Source organism: Chitinivorax sp. PXF-14, from assembly GCF_040812015.1.
Taxonomy (GTDB): Bacteria; Pseudomonadota; Gammaproteobacteria; order Burkholderiales; family SCOH01; genus JBFNXJ01.
Genome location: NZ_JBFNXJ010000021.1, coordinates 20,971 through 38,601, shown reverse-complemented (window position 1 = coordinate 38,601; position 17,631 = coordinate 20,971). Strand labels below are relative to the sequence as shown.

The window sequence follows — 17,631 nt, the reverse complement described above, 5'->3', positions numbered from 1 at the left end:
ACGGCAGGCCGCCCCCGGCCGGAAAGCGGCGGCAAGCCGCGAGCCCGCCCAGGCCTATTCGTCACCGATGCAACAATCCCGGAATGAACAAATCCGCCACCCAGGCAGCGGGCATGTGGCGCACGCCCGCCAGGCATGCTATATCGAGCTAAACTCGCCATCCGCCTTGCATGTAGCGTTGTCAGGGGGCGTGCTGGCGCGCCGGAACATGAAAGACCCAATAGAAAACTGATGACCGGGATTGCGCTATCGTTGGCACCCCACCCGCTCGGCGGGACAGCACGACGCCCGTCGAGGCATACTTCGACATGGGCGCCAGCCCTGGCTGAATGCGGGCCGCCAGCGCCATGAAAGCAGACAAGACATCCGTCGTACAACCGATGAAGAAGAAGATAGCCGCACGCCTTACCGCACCTTGCCCATGCCTTTGAGATCGACAGAACTGCTTGGCCCTCCCCTCCCGATTCGCGGCCGGCGAATCCGGGTACTCCTGGCCTGGCTCGTGTTCGCCAGCCTGCTGCCTGGCATGATCGGCGTCGCCTTCCTGTTTGTGCGGGAATACCAGCGCGGCGCAGCCAATGCGGAGCGTGAGACGATCACCACGGCGCGCGCACTGTCCCAGGTCGTCGACAGCCGTCTGACGCAGGCCCAGACCGTGGCACAGGTGCTCGCCACGGCCGGCGCGCTGCGCAGGGGCGATTTCGAGCGGTTCGATGAGCGTGCCCGGGAAATCCTGGCCCTCACCAAGGCTGGCGCCAACGTCGTGCTGGCCGACGCGACCGGGCAGCAGGTGTTCAATACGCTGCGACCGATTGGCGCGGCACTGCCGCAACACGGCAACCCGAAGCAGCTGAAGCAGGTGTTCGAGACCGGCCAGGCGGTCGTATCCGACCTTTATCTGGGTGGCGTGTTACGTAAATCCATCATCAGCGTGGACGTGCCGGTGATCATCGACGGCCAGGTCAAGTACGACCTGAGCATGGGTGTCATGCCGGGTACCTTCAGCCAGATCCTCGCCGCCCAGTCCTTCGCCCCCGACAAGATCGTCGCCATCCTCGACAGCCAGGGCGCCATCGTCGCACGCACGCACGGTCAGGGGCGTTTCGTCGGCCAGAAAGCGGTTCAGCCGGTGCTCGACCGGATGCGCGTATCGCCGGAAGGGTCGATAGACGTCCCCACACGCGAGGGCATTCCGTCCGAGATCAGCTGGAGCCGCTCTCGAACGACGGGCTGGGGTGTGGCCATTGCCACGCCGCACGCCACCACCCGGCGCGAGCTGATGGCGCCGATCGCCACCCTGCTGGCCGGCATGATCGCCATGCTGGCGCTCGGCCTGGCATTGGCATGGACCTTGAGCCGCAGCATCGCCGACTCGCTCCATGCCTTGCTGGAACCCGCCGCCAGGCTCGGCAACGCCGAGCTGGCACCGATTCCGCCGGTCGCGATTTGCGAGGCCGCCGAAGTTGCCGTCGCGATCAACCATGCCTCCATATTGCTGACGCGCCGCACCAATGCGCTGCTGGAAGCCAACGAGAAACTGCAGGCCCAGGGCGCTGAGCTGAAGGAAGCCCATTACCTCGCCCGCTTCGGCCACTGGCGCTGGCGGCAAGACTCGCCCGAGCTGCTGGTGTCCGAGTCGTCGGAAGAGATATTTGGCAGGAAGATTCCGCGCCTGCTGAAGGATTGCCTGTCCCTGCTATCGCACGATGCACGCGTACAGCTGCTCGAAGCGGTGGCCGAGACGTTGCGTACCGGCCAGAGCTTTTCGCTGGAGCTCCCCGCCATTCATGCCGATGGCCACACCATCTGGCTCGACATGAAGTGCGAGGCCATCCGCAACGATGCCGGCGAAATCGTGGAACTGCTGGGGACGGCGATGGATGTCACCGCGCGCAAGCAGGCAGAGCTTGAGCTGATGGCGCTGAATAAATCCTACCGCACCCACCTGGAGCAGCAGGTGGCGCAACGCACGGCAGAGCTGTCCACCGCCAACGAGGAGCTCGCCAAGCTGGCCCGCACCGACGCCCTGACCGGCATCCATAACCGCATTGCCGCCCAGGAGCGGCTCAAGGCCGAGCGGCTGCGCATGAAGCGAAGCGGTACGGCCTATTCGGTGCTGTTCCTCGACATCGATCATTTCAAGAACGTCAACGATACCTATGGGCACGAAATCGGCGACCTGGTGCTGAAGCATTTTGCCCACCTCGTCCAATCGTCGATCCGGGAAGTCGATTTCCTGGCCCGCTTCGGCGGCGAGGAGTTCCTCGCCCTGCTGCCCGACACGGGTCTCGAAGGTGCGCTGACGATGGCGGAAAAGATCCGCCAGATCATCGCCAATGCCCCGTTTCCCGGGGTTGGGTCGATCACCGTCAGCATCGGCGTGGCGGTGGCCGGGCATGCCGACGACAAGGAGGACGACGTGGTGAACCGCGCCGATGCGGCGCTCTACCGGGCCAAATCGGGTGGCCGCAATGTGGTGCGCGCCTGAGCGCGCTTAGCAGGCGCTCAGCCCAGGCTGTTGCCGGGCAAGCCCGTCACAACCAGCGCCGGACCTTCGCCCGGTAATCACCATAGGCTTCACCGAACCTCGCGGCAAGGACGCGCTCTTCGGGCATGATCTGAAAGCGCGTGATGTAGGCCACGAAGGCGATCGGCCCGACCAGCGCCCACGGTGCGGCAAGAAAGACCATCCAGCCAAGCAGCACGAGCGCGCCACCGACATACATCGGGTTGCGCGTCAGCCGATAGATGCCGCCCGTCACCAAGGTCGAGGCCTGTTCGGGCTTGAGCGGGTTAACGGTCGTCCGGGCACGGCGGAAGGCACTGGCACCGGCATAACTGATGCCACCGCCCAGCAGCGGCAGTACGAGCGCAAGCGCCACCCGCGCGGGCAGCGGCATGTCGATACCCGGCGTGTAGCGGGAAATGCCCCACATGGCGCCCCCCATGATCAGGGCGACGACGGGCGGCGGGATTTTAAGTTCGAGCGTGGGCATGATGGCGATCCGTGAGGTGACGCAATGGGGCGCTTCAGAACACCTGCGGCGTATGCGCCCACCGTCACTTTCGCCCGCCTGAGGCGGTTTTTCAAGGCCCCCCCGGTGGAAATGGGCTCGACGAATGCCTGACTCACCAGCGCGGCCTTCACCGGCTTGGTGCGCGCCGTCGATAGGCCCGGGTGAGCTCGCGGCGGCGGTGGCCCGCCAGAATCAAGCCCGATGGCGGCGCAAGCCTGGCTCGCTCAGCGCGCCTTGACGCGTACCCCGTCGCTCACCTTGTCGTCGGGGTGGCTGACGAGCACGTCGCCGGCCTTGAGGCCCGATGTCACCTGCACCTGCAGGCCGCTCTGCTGGCCGATGACGACCTGGCGCAGGCGGGCGCGGCCAGCCTCGACGGCAAACACCGCCCAGCCGCCTTGCTGACGGAACAGCGCGCTGGCTGGTATCTGCAGCACATCCTGCCCCTCCCACACGATGAAACGCGCCTCAACCCGATAGCCATCGCCGAGCCGGCGCCATGCCTCGCGCGGCGAGGTGAGATCGACGATCACCCGCACGCGCTGCTCCTCGACACCAAGTGCGGAAACCTTGGTGAAGCCGGTCGGCTCGACCACGCGCACGAGGCCCTGCAAGGCGCTGTCCCCACCCCAGCGATCCAGCCGCACCGGGTTGCCCGGCGTGATCCTGACGGCCTGGCTGGACAGGACCTCCACCTCGATCTCGAGCGAGCCGGAGTCGCCGAGCTCGATCAGGGCACCGCCGGGCGGCACATCACCTTCGCTTTCGTGGATCACCTTGAGCACGCGGCCGTCGATCGGCGTGCGCACCGCCAGCACGTCCGCCGCCATGCCAGGCACGCGCGACGTGGCCTGCAGCGCGGCGCGGGCCCGCTCCAGGTCGAACGACGCCGCAGTGGCGGCATGCTCGGCCGACAGTTGCGCGGCACGGGTGCGGCGCTGTTCCGCCTGCGCTGCATCGAGCGCCTGCCGCGACACGAACTGCTGGCGGAACAGGGCCTCGTTGCGCGCCACCTCCAGCCGTGCCAGTTCGGCACTCGCCGCCGCCACCCGCACCGACTCGCGGGCGGCATCCAGCGTGGCTTCGGCGGCTTTCACGGTAGCCGTGGCCTGGGCATGGGCGCGCGGGTCGAGCGCCACCGAGCGCGCCGGCTCGATCTCGGCCACGGCCTGGCCCGCGATGATGCTATCGCCAACCTTCAGCGCGATGCGCCGCGCATGGCCCGCGACGGGTGCCGAGATCAGGTAGCGCTCGCGCACGCGGGTCTTGCCCTCCTCCTCCACCATGACTTGAAGCGGCCCGCGCGTCGCCGCCACCGTCTCGACCTCGATGGCGCGCGGAAAGAAGCCGAACGCCAGGCCGCCAAGCACGATCAGCGCCAGCAGGACGAACCCCAAGTGTGCACGCAAGCGCATGATGAGCGGCTTCCCCACTATTCCCTCGTTTTGAGCACGGCGACCAGATCGAGGCGCCCGAGCTTGCGCCAGATCAGCCAGCCCGACAGCAGCGCCGACACTACCACCACCGCGGCGCCCTTGGCGAAATTGTCCGGATTGAGGATCAGCGGCAGGCGATACAGCTCGTTCTGGAACGCGCCGACCAGCACCGCCACCAGCCCGACGCCGGCCAGCATCCCGAGCGGGATCGCCGCGAGCGTGAGCAGGCAGAACTCACCGAGCAGGATATAGGCGATCTCGCCACGGGTGAAGCCCAGCACCCGCAGGCTGGCCAGCTCCCGCCCGCCTTCGGACAAGGCGATGCGCGCGCTGTTGTAGACCACGCCAAAACCAATCGCGCCGGCCAGCAAGGTGGCGACCAGGTTGTAGAACAACACGAATTCGCCGATCGTGGCGTAGAAGCTGCGGATCGCGCTGGCGTTGGCCACCATGCCCAGCACGCGCGGCCGATCGTGCAGCGCTCGGTACACGGCAGCCTCGGCGCCGGGTGCGATGGCCAGATAGGCGCCAGAGACCACGTCGCCCTCCCGCAACAAGGTGTTCAGCGAGGCCTGCTGCATGTAGGCGGAGACGCCGAGAAACTGCCGCGTAATGCCCAGCACCGGCACCTGCAGCACACGGCGCTCGCCTTCGAGTATCTCCAGCGTCAGCCAGTCGCCAGGCTTGACGTGCAGGATGCGCTCGGCCAGGTGATCGGTCAGCACGATGCCGCCGGCCGGCACCCGCACCGGCTGCAGCTGGCGATCCAGCGAGCGGTGCAGCTGCCCCTCGGGCTGAATGCCGAACACGGCGGAACGGAAGTGATAGTTGCGGAAACGCAGCACCGCCGCCACATCGCGGAACCCTTCGACATGGTTGATGCCGGGCAGCGCAGCCAGCTCGTGCAGTGCCTTGCCCGAGGTCGGCTCGATGAAGCTCAGCGACAGGTCTTCACGCGCAGACTGGCGCAGCTGCACGTCGACGATAAAATCGATGGCGCCCTTCTGGTAGTTGCCTACCATCATCAGCGCGCAGGCGGTGGAGATGCCGAGCACGGTCAGCAGCGACTTCACCGGGCGCCGCTCGATGTGGCGGATGATCATCCGCGACGGCGTGGTAAACCAGCGCTGCAGGCCGGCCCGCTCGAGCAGCGTAACGCGGTAGCTGGCTGGCGTCTCCGGCCGCATGCCCTCGGCCGGCGCGAGCCCGGCCGCACGGAACACCGAGAACAGCGTGCCACTGACGGCGGCCGTGGCAGTCACCGTGAAGGCGATCAGCAGCACGCCGGCATCGAGATGGTAGTCAAGGTAGGGAAAGCGGAAGGTCGTCTCGGTGTAGACCCGCGACAGCCCGAGGCCGAACCACACGCCCAGCGCCGTGCCTGCGGCCACGCCCAGCGCCACTACCAGCAGGATCAGCTTGACGAAGTGCCAGCCGATGGCGAGCCGCGAATAGCCAAACGCCTTGAGGATGGCGATCTGCTCGCGCTGCAGCGCGATCAGCCGGCTCACCACCACATTCAGCAGAAAGGCGGCCACGCCGAGGAAGATGGCGGGAAAAATGGTCGCGGTCGTCTGCAGCTGTTTCAGTTCCTCGGCCAGGAAGCGGTTGGACAACTGGTCCTTACGGCCATAGGCGCCGGTGCCGCCGTAGCGGCCGAGAATGGCGTCGATCTGGTCGATCACGTCCTGTAGCCGCGCACCGCGCACCAGCTTCGCCGTCAGGTTGTTGAACGCGCCATCCATGCCATAGGCCGCAGCCAGCGCACGCCGCCCCATCCACACCACGCCGTAGCGCTTGAAATCGGGAAACATGGCGCCAGGCGCGATCTGGTAGACATACTCGGGCGACACCACGATGCCGACGACAGCCAGCCACTTGTGCTTGCCGTTGATGATGGCGCCGACCCGGTCGCCGGGCCTAAGGCCGTGCGCCTCGGCAAAGGTCTCCGCCACCAGCGCCTCGTCGCCGCTGTCAGGCTGCAGCATGCGGCCACGCTTCAGGTGCAGCGCGTTGAGCCGGGGCTCGCCATGGTCGGGCAGCGACAGCAGGAGGCCGGTGATCGGGTCGCCGAAGCCCGCCACCTCCAGCTTGACCCCCGCCACGATGCGGGTTTCGAGCCGCTCGATGCCCGCGACGGCACGCACACGCTCGGCCACCGGCTCGGGCGCGCGCTTGAGGTTGGCGAAGACATCGGCCAGGCGGTAGTTGGCATAGAAGCGGTCGCGCGTGGACAGCAGCGAATCGTAGGTCGACAGCGACATCCCCAGCGTCGCCACCCCGCCCATGATGACGGCCGCGATGGCGAACACCTGGCCGCGCAGGTGCCAGAAATCGCGCAGCAGTTTGCGGTCGAGCGCCTTCATCACCAGTTGAGCTCATGCGCGGGCTTGCGCGCGACATTGACGCGGGTATCGGCAATCGCCCCGTCGGACAGGCGGATCACGCGGTCGGCCATGTCGGCGATGCCCATATTGTGCGTGATCAGCACGGTCAGCGTGCCGAGCTCGCGGTTGACGCGTTCCAGCGCGTCGAGCACGACCACGCCGGTCTGCGAGTCGAGCGCGCCGGTCGGCTCGTCGCACAGCAGCACCGATGGGTTCTTGGCGATGGCACGGGCGATGGCCACCCGCTGCTGCTCGCCGCCCGACAGCTGCGCCGGGAAATGATCGAGGCGCTCGCCCAGGTTGACCAGCCGCAGCGCATCCTCGGGCCGCATCGGCGCCCTGGCGATCTCGGTCACCACGGCGACGTTCTCGCGTGCGGTCAGGCTCGGGATCAGGTTGTAGAACTGGAACACGAAACCCACGTGCTCACGGCGAAAGCGCGTCAGCTCGTGCTCGCTGGCAGCCGTCAGCGACCGATCGAGGTAGGAGACCGCGCCCGATGTCGGCGTATCGAGCCCGCCCAGGATGTTGAGCAAGGTCGACTTGCCGCTGCCCGATGGCCCCAGCAATACCACCATTTCACCGGCGAAGAGATCGAGATCGACGCCGCGCAGCGCGGGCACCTCAACCTCGCCCATCCGGTAGACCTTGGTCAGCCCGCGTACGCTGAAGACCGGTTTGCCTGGGTTTTCATTCGCCATGCTTCACTATGCACGCAGGCGGGGGATTCCGCCGGACGAATTGAGGGCGTTGCCGCTTGGGATGGCCGCCACACGGGCCGTGGCCGGCGAGGCAGATGCGGTACGGTGTCAGCCGGGGTGCGGCCGATCAGCCGTTGCCACGCTGCTGCCCCAGGGCGCCAGCCCAGGCCAGCGCGTCGAGCTCACACTGGTTGAAGCGCTCCGCATCGATATTCAACGCCTCCCAGTCGATCACCGCATCGGGGCCGGCCTCGCTCGCGCAGACAGCATCGAGCAGGCGGCCAAGCACGCCCTGGCGCTGCAGCAGCGCCTGCGTTACGTCGTCGGCCAGGTGCAGCGCCTCCAGCAGGGACGCAAGCGGCTGCTGCAGCAGCACATCGAGCAATGACAAGAGGCCGACCATGAATGCCTTTTCACGCAGGGCGGGCTGCTCGGCGGCAAGCTCCATGGCCAGCAGCTCCATGAAGCGGCCGCGCGTGGCGGCGAGCTGGGTCAGCGGTGCACCGCCACCGGGTGGCACGCTGCCATGGGCGAACAGCAAGAGCTGGAGCCAGCGCTGCAGCTTCTGCCGCCCGAGGATGCGCAGCGCATGCGGGATGCTGTCGATCTTGATCGGCAGGCCGCTCGCCACCGAGTTCACCAGCCGCATCAGCGATACGCTCAGCTCCGGGCTGCTCTTCAAGCCCGCGAGGATGTCGGCATCGCTGGCTTCGCCGATCACCATCCCGAGCAGGCGCAGCAACTGCTGCTCGCTCGGCGACGGGCGCCGCCCGGAGAGCGTCACCGGCCTGGCGAAATAATAGCCCTGGAACAGGTCCATGCCGATCTTGAGGCAGGCATCGAACTGCGTCTGCTTGTCGATTTTCTCGGCCAGCAACGCCGGCCGGTGCGAGCCAAGCGAGCGGGCGATCGATGCCACACGCTCCGCGTCGATCACCGCCATGTCGAACTTGATGATGTCGAGGTACGGAAACAGCCGCTGCAGCCCGGTATCGAACGCGATCACGTCGTCGAGCGCCAAGCGGTAGCCCATGCGCTTGAGCTCGGCACAGCGCTCGACGATGGCGTTGTTGACCACCACCGTTTCCAGTATTTCCAGCACGATCTGCCGTGCCGGCAGCAACTCGATGATGTCGCTCATCAACAGGTCTTCGTTGACGTTGATCAGCCCGAAGTGCTCACCGAGCACCTGCTCCACCCCGTGCTGGGCGAACATGGTCTCGATGACGCTGGCCGTCGCGTGCACGTCGCTGATGACGTTCGCGGCATTCCGTGTGCCGTCCCGAAACAGCAGCTCATAGCCAACCAGGCGCTGCTGCCGGTCCATGACCGGCTGCCTGCCGAGAAAGTATTCGCATGATGGCATTGTGCTGGGTAGTCCCTATATGACGGATTCGAGTGGTGGCCCTGCGGCTGGCTTCGCTATTCAGCATAGCCCCCCACCAACGCTTTGGCAGCCGGCCAGCGGCGCTGCAGCCGGCGGCGACCGACACCGCCGGGGCGCACTGCCTGGGCTGGCCGCCGTCTGCCCCTGTAAATTGAAAATATATTATATTCTAATTTATTGATGTTACCAGCACTACAAATGGCCTAGCCAGCCGCTTTCAGGTGGGCATCAGATGCGGAAGGCCTTCTCCTTGCCATGGGTCCAGGCCAGCAGTTGCACGGCGATCTCTCCCAGCGGCAGGACGAGCTCGGCAGCACCAAGATTGACCGCCTCGCGCGGCATGCCATACACCACGCAGCTGGCTTCATCCTGGGCCACGGTTCTACCGCCGGCCTCGCGCACGTGCAAGAGGCCCTGGGCGCCGTCGGCCCCCATGCCGGTCAGCAGCGCGGCAACGGCATTGAGGCCGGCCACGCGGGCGACCGAATCGAACAACACGTCGACGGAGGGCCGATGCCGGTTCACCGGGGCGCCCTGATGCAGACGGCAGACGTAGTTGGCGCCACTGCGAGCCAGCTCGAGGTGGGAGTGCCCCGGGGCAAGATAGGCGTGGCCGGGCAGCACGCGCTCGCCGTCCGTCGCCTCGCGCACATGCACACGGCAAAGGCTGTCGAGGCGCTTGGCAAACGAGGTGGTGAAACGCTCCGGCATATGCTGGGTGATCAGGATGGCCGGCGCATCGGCGGGCAAGGCCGACAGCACCTCCTTGAGCGCCTCGGTACCGCCGGTCGAGGCCCCAAGCGCGATGATCTTCTCGGTCGAGCGCAACACCGGCGCCAGCTTCTCCCCCACCGGGGCCGACGGCGCTGGCCGTGTCACCAGGCGGCGCACGCGCGCATTGGCGGCGGTCCTGATCTTGTCGACGAGCATGCCGGCATAGGCCTGCATGCCGCCCGCCAGGTCAACCTGCGGCTTGGCGACGAAATCCACCGCGCCGAGTTCAAGCGCGCGCACCGTGATGTCGGAGCCCGCCTCGGTCAGGCTCGACACCATGACCACCGGCGTCGGCTTCAGCCGCATCAGCTTTTCGAGGAAGTCGAGCCCGTTCATGCGCGGCATCTCGACATCGAGCGTGACGACATCGGGGTTCTGCTCGCGTATCACCTCTCGCGCCTGATAGGGATCGCCGGCGATACCGACGACCTCGATGTCCGCAGCCTGGCTGAGGATCTCCTTCAGGATTGCCCGCATCAGCGAGGAATCATCGACGACCACGACCCTGATCTTCCGGCTCACGGGCATGCCTAGCTGAACAACTCGACATCGCCTTCGAGCGACGAATACTGGAGCCGTTGCCCGTATTCCTTCTCGCGCGCGACGATGGTGTCGTTGTGCACGTTCTTGAGCTTCTTCACCAGCACGCGCCCCGTGCCGGGGAAGAAATAGATCTTGCGCGGGTAGATGTCCATCAGGTCCTTGGCCACCACGGGGATCCGCTCGAAGCCGAGGTAGTTCAGCACGAAGCGCGCATTGCGCTCGCCGACATTGGCCACGGTGAAGCCGCGCAGCACATTGCCGCCGCCGAACACCTTGGCCTCGAGGTTCGGCCGCTTCGCACCGAGCTTCAGCAGCTGGTTGATCAGCACCTCCATGGCATAGCTGCCGTAGCGCGCCGAGGCGGCCAGTGGATTGCCCATGTCGCCCGCAGCGCCTTCGGGCAGCATGAAATGGTTCATGCCGCCGATGCCGCTGACCTTGTCGCGGATGCAGGCCGAGACGCACGAGCCCAGCACCGTGACCAGCACCATCTCGCGCCCGGTCACATAGTATTCGCCAGGCAGGATCTTGGCGGCCTCGCACTCGAAATTGCGATCGAAATAGATCGTGGGCGCGAGCAGCTCTTCATAGCCCTTTTGTGGCGAAGTCATCGATAGATCCGTTTCATGTGCTCGGCCTGTTCTGCGTGCGCATAGACCGTTTGCCCGACCAGCTTCAGGGTATCCGAAACATGCAGCAGGCTTTCCGAGTGCCCGGCGAAATACAGCCCGTCCGGGCGCAGCCGGGCGGCAAGCCGCTCCACCACCTTGCGCTGGGTTACTTTGTCAAAATAGATCATCACGTTGCGACAAAAAATGATGTCGAATACGCCCTCGACCGGGTAGGCGTTCGACAGCAAGTTGAGCTGCTGGAACTCGACCAGCCTGCGCACATCCTGCCGAACCCTCGCCTTGCCCTCGTTAGCCCCGCGCCCGCGCATGAAAAAGCGCTTGAGCTGCGCCGGCGGCAGGTTTTCCAGCCGCGCCAGGGGATAGACGCCGGCGGCCGCGGTGTCTAGGCAAGTCGTGTCGAGGTCGCTGGCGATGATCTGCACCGGCGGCGTCCAGCTGTTGAAATGTTCAACGACACGCATCGCAATCGAATAGGCTTCCTCGCCGGTCGAACACGCAGCGCTCCAGATGCGGAATTTCGCGCCACGCCGGCCGTGCTCGGCCAGATATCGTTCCATCACCTCGAAATGGTGCGGCTCCCTGAAGAACGACGTCAGGTTGGTCGTCAGGGCGTTGGTAAAAGGCTGCCACTCCTGCGCGTCATCCGCGTCCAGCAAATCCAGATAGGCCCGGAAGCTGCTGAGCGACAGCGCCCGCAGGCGCCGCGACAGCCGGCTGTACACCATGTTGAACTTGGACGCTTCGAGGCGGATCCCTGCCCTGGCATAGATCATCCCGCGCACGCGCTCGAAATCCTGCTCGGTGTAGGCAAATTCGCGGCCGGCGCCAAGCTCGCGCCCCGCTGCGGGCATCCGGCTCAGAATTCCTCCCAGTCACCGTCGTCCGTTGGTGGCACGGCCTTTGGCAGGCGCGCCGGCGCCTTCGCAGGCGACGCCTTGGCCACCGCCCGCGCCCGGCCCTGCTTGGCCGGCGGCTGCAGCAGCGGCAACGTGCCCTCATCGCCCAGCTTGAACATGGCGACCGCCCCGACCAGGCTGCGGGCCTGGTCTTCGAGACTTTCCGCGCTCGCCGCGGCCTGTTCCACCAGTGCGGCGTTCTGCTGCGTCACTTCGTCCATCTGCGTGATCGCGCGGCCGACCTGGTCGATGCCGTCGCTTTGTTCACTCGATGCGTGTGCAATCTCGTTGATGATGTCGCGTACCCGCTGCACCGCGCCGACGATGTCGGTCATCGTGCCCCCCGCTTCCACCACCAGTTCGTGGCCGTCGTTGACGCGCGACACCGAGTCCTGGATCAGTTCCTTGATTTCCTTCGCCGCTGCGGCGCTGCGCTGCGCCAGGCTGCGCACTTCGCTTGCCACCACCGCGAAGCCGCGCCCCTGCTCGCCGGCGCGTGCCGCTTCCACCGCGGCGTTCAGCGCCAGGATGTTGGTCTGGAAGGCGATGCCGTCGATCACGCCGATGATGTCGGCGATCTTCTTCGAGCTGTCGGAGATGCTCGACATGGTGGTGACGACGCGGGCCACCATCTCGCCGCCGCGCTGCGCGATGTCGGAGGCGCTGCTGGCCAGCTGGCTCGCCTGACGGGCGTTGTCGGCATTCTGCTTCACCGTGCCGGTCAGCTGTTCCATGCTGGCGGCCGTCTGCTCCAGGCTCGAGGCCTGTTCCTCGGTCCGGCCCGACAGGTCGGAGTTGCCGGCGGCAATCTCGCCTGCCGCGGTGTTGATCGTATCCGCCGACGATTTGATCTGCGTCACGATCTCCCGCAGGTGCTCGACGCAGGCATTGGCGTCCGTGCAGATGGTGGCCAGCTCGCCTTCGTACTGCGATTCGATGGTGCTGCGCAGGTCCCCCGTGGCGAGCGCCGACAATACTTTGCCAAGATCACCGAAGCCCTGCGCCATGCGATCGAGCAGCATGTTGAAGTCGACGCTGACATTGCGCACGAAGCCTTCCTTGCCCTCCAGCTTGATGCGGTCGCTCAGGTGTCCACGTGCGGCCTTCTCGACGATCTGTTCCACTTCGCTCTCGATCAGCAGCTCGTCGGTCAGGTCCGCCCACTCGACCGCAGTGCCGAGGCGCTCTTGCCGATCGTTGATCACCGGCGTCACCGTCAGCATGAAGGTGTGCCCGCCCAGCTGGACCTTCGAGCGGTAGGTCGTGGTCAGCCTGTCGAGCAGGCCGCGCTGGTGGCTGGGGTTCTTGTGGAACACATCGATATTGGCGCCCAGCAGCGTGGCCACGCTGAAATTGGGCAGCGACTTGCGAATGTCGGTCTCGGCCTTGGTCATCATCTGCACCAGGGCCTTGTTCATATAGATGATGTTGTATTGCGAATCCGCAATCATCACGTTGGTCGTCACATTGTCGAGGCCGACGCGTACGCGCGTGCTCTCCTCGGAGACGCGCCGTGTCTCGGCCACCTCGAAGCCCAGGCGCACCTGCAGGCTCTGCAGGCCCTGCATCACGCGGCCGGTCTCGTCGTTGCGGGAGATATCGATCGTGTTGCGGAAATTCCCCGAGGCCAGCTCGCGGAACAGCGAGATCACGTCCTGCAGCGGCCTGACGGACGAACGCAACAGCCACACGGAGAACAGCGCGGCAATCACCAGAAACAACACCACACCGATGGCCAGCTCGGCCCAGGCGGTGGAGGCAACCTGGCGCATGTCGGCAAGCTGCGCCTTGCCGGCTTCGGTCTCGTAGTTACGCAGGGTATCGAGCGCCTTGGCCAGCTTGTCGCTGAGCGGCGGCAACTGGGTCAGCGCTTGCTGCAACAGGGCCTCCTGCCTTGTCTGAATCCCCGCGGCCAGCGGGCGCAGGCCAAGCGACAACAATGCGGACTGGGCTTTGGCCACGTCCTCCACCAGGGCCTTGTGGCGGCTCTCGCCGATCTTCGCGCGGTAGGCCTGCAGCGTCTTGTCAGCGCCGTCGAGGTGCGCAACGGCAGCCGTCACGTCGGCCGGTGCCTGCGCGCTCTTGCTGCGCAACGCTTGCAGGCTTCTGCCAGCCTCGGCCACCAGTTGCAGGCGCGCCAGGCCGATGTCGTTCTGCATCGAGAGCAGGTTGGCGAGCCCGGTGACCCGTCCATCGTAAAGCTGCTCGCTGAGCTCGTTGCTGCGCTTCATGTTGTAGAGCCCAAGCCCGCCAACCAGCAGCAGCAATACCAGGAGCGCCCCCAGGCCGGCTGAGAGGCGCTTGCTGAGCCCCGAGTCGGCAATCTTTCTGAGCCAGGCCCGGCGCCGCAGCACTACCTGCCCATGCAGGATGGCCATGCCCGACGCGCGCTTTTCGCGGAACAGGCGGTAGGCTTCTTCCGCCGCGCTCACCTGCTCGCGTGTCGGCTTCACGCGCACCGACATGTAGCCGACCACCTGCCCGCCTTCGAACAGCGGCGTGGCATTGGCCACCACCCAGTAATAGTCGCCGTTCTTGCAGCGGTTCTTGACCATGCCGGTCCATGGCCGGCCAGCCTTGAGGGTGTTCCACAGGTCCAGGTAGGCCTCGGGCGGCATGTCCGGGTGGCGCACGATGTTGTGCGGCTCGCCGATCAGCTCTTGTTCGGAGAACCCGCTGATCTCGACGAAATCGCGGTTGATATAGGTGATGCGCCCTTTCAGATCGGTCCGTGACACGATCATCGTATTGTCACGCAGCGGTACCTCAGTCTGCGTTACTGGCATGTTGACCCGCATAGCACCCCCTGGCTGGCGGTTGCCGCTGATCCCCGGTGTTTCTTGCTCTGCCTTGTCAATGCCGGGGCGGCGACCGCTGAACGATTAACCTGCTTGAAGTCACCCTGTAGGGCCCGCCACCTGGCGGGTCTTACGGGGCCGTTTGAACAATCAGAACTCTTCCCAATCCCCGTCGTCGGACGAGGCAACACGCTTTGGCAGGCGCGCCGGCGCCTTCGCAGGCGACGCCTTGGCCACCGCCCGCGCCCGGCCCTGCTTGGCCGGCGGCTGCAGCAGCGGCAACGTGCCCTCTTCGCCCAGCTTGAACATGGCGACCGCCCCGACCAGGCTGCGGGCCTGGTCTTCGAGACTTTCCGCGCTCGCCGCGGCCTGTTCCACCAGTGCGGCGTTCTGCTGCGTCACTTCGTCCATCTGCGTGATCGCGCGGCCGACCTGGTCGATGCCGTCGCTTTGTTCACTCGATGCGTGTGCAATCTCGTTGATGATGTCGCGTACCCGCTGCACCGCGCCGACGATGTCGGTCATCGTGCCCCCCGCTTCCACCACCAGTTCGTGGCCGTCGTTGACGCGCGACACCGAGTCCTGGATCAGTTCCTTGATTTCCTTCGCCGCTGCGGCGCTGCGCTGCGCCAGGCTGCGCACTTCGCTTGCCACCACCGCGAAGCCGCGCCCCTGCTCGCCGGCGCGTGCCGCTTCCACCGCGGCGTTCAGCGCCAGGATGTTGGTCTGGAAGGCGATGCCGTCGATCACGCCGATGATGTCGGCGATCTTCTTCGAGCTGTCGGAGATGCTCGACATGGTGGTGACGACGCGGGCCACCATCTCGCCGCCGCGCTGCGCGATGTCGGAGGCGCTGCTGGCCAGCTGGCTCGCCTGACGGGCGTTGTCGGCATTCTGTTTCACCGTGCCGGTCAGCTGTTCCATGCTGGCGGCCGTCTGCTCCAGGCTCGAGGCCTGTTCCTCGGTCCGGCCCGACAGGTCGGAGTTGCCGGCAGCAATCTCGCCTGCCGCGGTGTTGATCGTATCCGCCGACGATTTGATCTGCGTCACGATCTCCCGCAGGTGCTCGATACACTCGTTGGCATCATGCTGGATCACCGCCAGATCGCCCTGGCACTGGGTATTCATGGTCTGCGTCAGGTCGCCCGCAGCAAGCGCACTCAACGTGCGGCCCAATTCGCCAAGCAGGCCGGTGATCGCGTCGAGCATGCTGTTCAGGCCTTCGGCTGTCTGCAGGTAGAAGCCCTCCTTGCCGGTCAGGTCGACCCGCTGGCCGATGTCGCCGTTGACCACGGCCTGCACCACCCGTGTCAGCTCTTCCTGGCTGCGCAGCTGGTCGGTCAGGTCACGCCACTCGCTGATCGAGCCCATGCGCGTGCCGCCCTGGGTGATGACTGGCGTGGTGATGATCTGGAACTGGCGTTCGCCGATCTCCAGCATCGCTTCACGCTGCGTCGTCAGCTGCTTGAGGCTTTCGACGGCCTGCGCCGGGTTGTCGTAGAGCAGGCCGATATTCATGCCGACGAAACCGCTGGCGCGGAACGCGGGCTGCCGCTTCTGAATCGCCGATTCGATACGGAACAGCGTGTGCTTCAGCGCCTCGTTGGCGTAGATGACGAGGCCATTGTCGTCCGCAATGCGCACGTTCGCCGACACCTTGTCCAACGCGAGGCGGATGCGCAGGTTCTCGTCGCGCTGCTCGGTGAGCTGGTTCTGCTTGGCCTGGATGTCGTCGAGAATGCCGTTGAAGGCGCCCGCCAGCACCGCGAACTCACCGCTCAGGCCGGATAGACGGCGGGTATAGTCCTGGCTGTCGCGAATCCGGCTGACCATGGCCACGGTGGCGCTGATGGCGCGGCTGATGCCCAGCGCGATCAGCCCACCGGAAACCAGGCCGATCAGGATACCCGCCACCACCAGGATCGTGGTTTCGGTGCGCTCGCTGACGGCGGTCTCTTCCGCCTGCTGGCTGATGCGCCCCTTCCATGCGCTCAGCTGCTGGGTGAATTCATCCTGCTGTTTCTCCATGGCCTTGAACTGCCGGTTGAACTCGGCAAGGCTGGCCTCGACGCCCTTCGGGTCGGACTCCAGTTTGGCAACGGTGCCGACCGCCTCTGCCTCGTACACGGCAAACGCAGCCTTGGTCTGCAATACCTTGTCGCGCAAGGCTGGCGGCAAGTCGACGCGTTCGAGCGCGGCAATATTCTCGTGCAGCACAGCACGATGCTCGTCCATCGCCGAGCGGACTTCCGCCAGGCGCTCCGGATGCCCGCTGCGGACATTGATCACCGCTTCGAGCACGTCGGCACGCATGCCGTCATGGATCATGTCCATCAGGATGTGCGCCTTGACCGCGGTAAAGCTGCCGGCCAGCTCGTTCTGGCTGCGCACGAGCGAGCCGACACTACGTACATTGACGATGCCCATCGCGACGATGATCGCCGTGGTCACCCCGACCAGCAGCATCAGGCGCGTCTTCAGGCTGTTGATTCGCATTGCAATCCCTTAATCACTGCTCAGTTGACATACTGCTCGACCAGGCCCATTTCCTCGCTGGTCATCAGTGTTTCGATATCGGTGACGATGATCATCCTGTCGTCGAGTGTCGCCAGCCCGCGGATGTACCGTGTGTTGAGGATGGCACCGAACTCCGGCGCCGGGCGAATCTGCTCCTGCGCCAGCAGCACGACATCAGAAACGGTATCGACGACGACACCGACGATGCGCCGCGATATGTTGAGGATGATGACCACGGTGAAGGCGTCGTACTCCGCGCGGGACAAGCCGAACTTGATACGCAGATCGACGATCGGCACGATGGCGCCGCGCAGATTGATCACGCCCTTGATGAAGGCAGGGCTGTTAGCGATATGGGTGACGCGGTCGTAGCCGCGGATTTCCTGCACCTTGAGGATATCCACGGCATATTCCTCACTGCCCAGGCTGAAGGTGAGGTATTCGCGGCTGGCCTCCGTGCCGGAGGCGTTGTCGATCGCCGTGTTACTGGTTTCCATTTGTTGTTCCCCTGCATGTTGTGCCGGACGGGTGTTGCTGCACGCT

The 17,631-nt window shown here is 65.6% G+C and carries 12 protein-coding genes; 1 reads left to right on the top strand and 11 read right to left on the bottom strand.

Translation table 11 applies throughout. From position 1 onward, the window contains the following. The first annotated feature begins 502 nt into the window (after positions 1–502). Positions 503–2,488 (top strand): diguanylate cyclase, encoded by a 1,986-nt coding sequence (locus ABWL39_RS19225; RefSeq protein WP_367795261.1) that lies wholly within the window; start codon positions 503–505, stop codon positions 2,486–2,488. A 46-nt stretch (positions 2,489–2,534) separates the two neighbouring features. On the opposite strand, the gene ABWL39_RS19220 is transcribed toward ABWL39_RS19225, so the two are convergent. From ABWL39_RS19220 to ABWL39_RS19170, 11 genes are all read right to left on the bottom strand, one after another. After that, the gene (locus ABWL39_RS19220) at positions 2,535–2,996 is read right to left on the bottom strand and encodes an isoprenylcysteine carboxylmethyltransferase family protein (protein WP_367795258.1); all 462 of its coding nucleotides are present in this window, start codon (positions 2,994–2,996) and stop codon (positions 2,535–2,537) included. Between the two features lie 245 nt (positions 2,997–3,241). Further along, positions 3,242–4,432 (bottom strand): efflux RND transporter periplasmic adaptor subunit, encoded by a 1,191-nt coding sequence (locus tag ABWL39_RS19215; RefSeq protein WP_367795255.1) that lies wholly within the window; start codon positions 4,430–4,432, stop codon positions 3,242–3,244. Positions 4,433–4,449: 17 nt separating this feature from the next. Further along, the gene (locus ABWL39_RS19210) at positions 4,450–6,819 is read right to left on the bottom strand and encodes an ABC transporter permease (RefSeq protein WP_367795335.1); all 2,370 of its coding nucleotides are present in this window, start codon (positions 6,817–6,819) and stop codon (positions 4,450–4,452) included. After that, positions 6,819–7,541 carry an ABC transporter ATP-binding protein gene (locus ABWL39_RS19205; protein WP_367795252.1) on the bottom strand — a complete coding sequence of 241 codons (723 nt, stop codon included), beginning with the start codon at positions 7,539–7,541 and terminating at the stop codon, positions 6,819–6,821. The genes ABWL39_RS19210 and ABWL39_RS19205 overlap by 1 nt, the downstream gene beginning before the upstream one ends. A 127-nt stretch (positions 7,542–7,668) precedes the next feature. Then, positions 7,669–8,868 carry an EAL and HDOD domain-containing protein gene (locus ABWL39_RS19200; protein WP_367795249.1) on the bottom strand — a complete coding sequence of 400 codons (1,200 nt, stop codon included), beginning with the start codon at positions 8,866–8,868 and terminating at the stop codon, positions 7,669–7,671. A 288-nt stretch (positions 8,869–9,156) separates the two neighbouring features. Continuing rightward, entirely contained in the window at positions 9,157–10,230 is a 1,074-nt protein-coding gene (locus ABWL39_RS19195; protein WP_367795246.1) for a chemotaxis response regulator protein-glutamate methylesterase, read from the bottom strand. A gap of 2 nt (positions 10,231–10,232) precedes the next feature. Beyond that, entirely contained in the window at positions 10,233–10,856 is a 624-nt protein-coding gene (gene cheD, locus ABWL39_RS19190) for a chemoreceptor glutamine deamidase CheD (RefSeq protein WP_367795243.1), read from the bottom strand. Beyond that, complete coding sequence (locus tag ABWL39_RS19185; protein ID WP_367795240.1) at positions 10,853–11,728, bottom strand: CheR family methyltransferase; 876 nt, start codon at positions 11,726–11,728, stop codon at positions 10,853–10,855. The genes cheD and ABWL39_RS19185 overlap by 4 nt, the downstream gene beginning before the upstream one ends. A 5-nt stretch (positions 11,729–11,733) precedes the next feature. Continuing rightward, a complete protein-coding gene (locus tag ABWL39_RS19180) occupies positions 11,734–14,559 on the bottom strand; it encodes a methyl-accepting chemotaxis protein (RefSeq protein ID WP_367795237.1) in 2,826 nt (941 codons plus the stop codon). A gap of 162 nt (positions 14,560–14,721) precedes the next feature. After that, positions 14,722–17,067, bottom strand: coding sequence for a methyl-accepting chemotaxis protein (locus tag ABWL39_RS19175; protein WP_367795234.1), 2,346 nt, complete (start codon positions 17,065–17,067; stop codon positions 14,722–14,724). Positions 17,068–17,087: 20 nt separating this feature from the next. After that, positions 17,088–17,585, bottom strand: a complete 498-nt coding sequence (locus tag ABWL39_RS19170; protein ID WP_367795231.1) for a chemotaxis protein CheW — start codon at positions 17,583–17,585, stop codon at positions 17,088–17,090. Positions 17,586–17,631 lie beyond the last annotated feature (46 nt).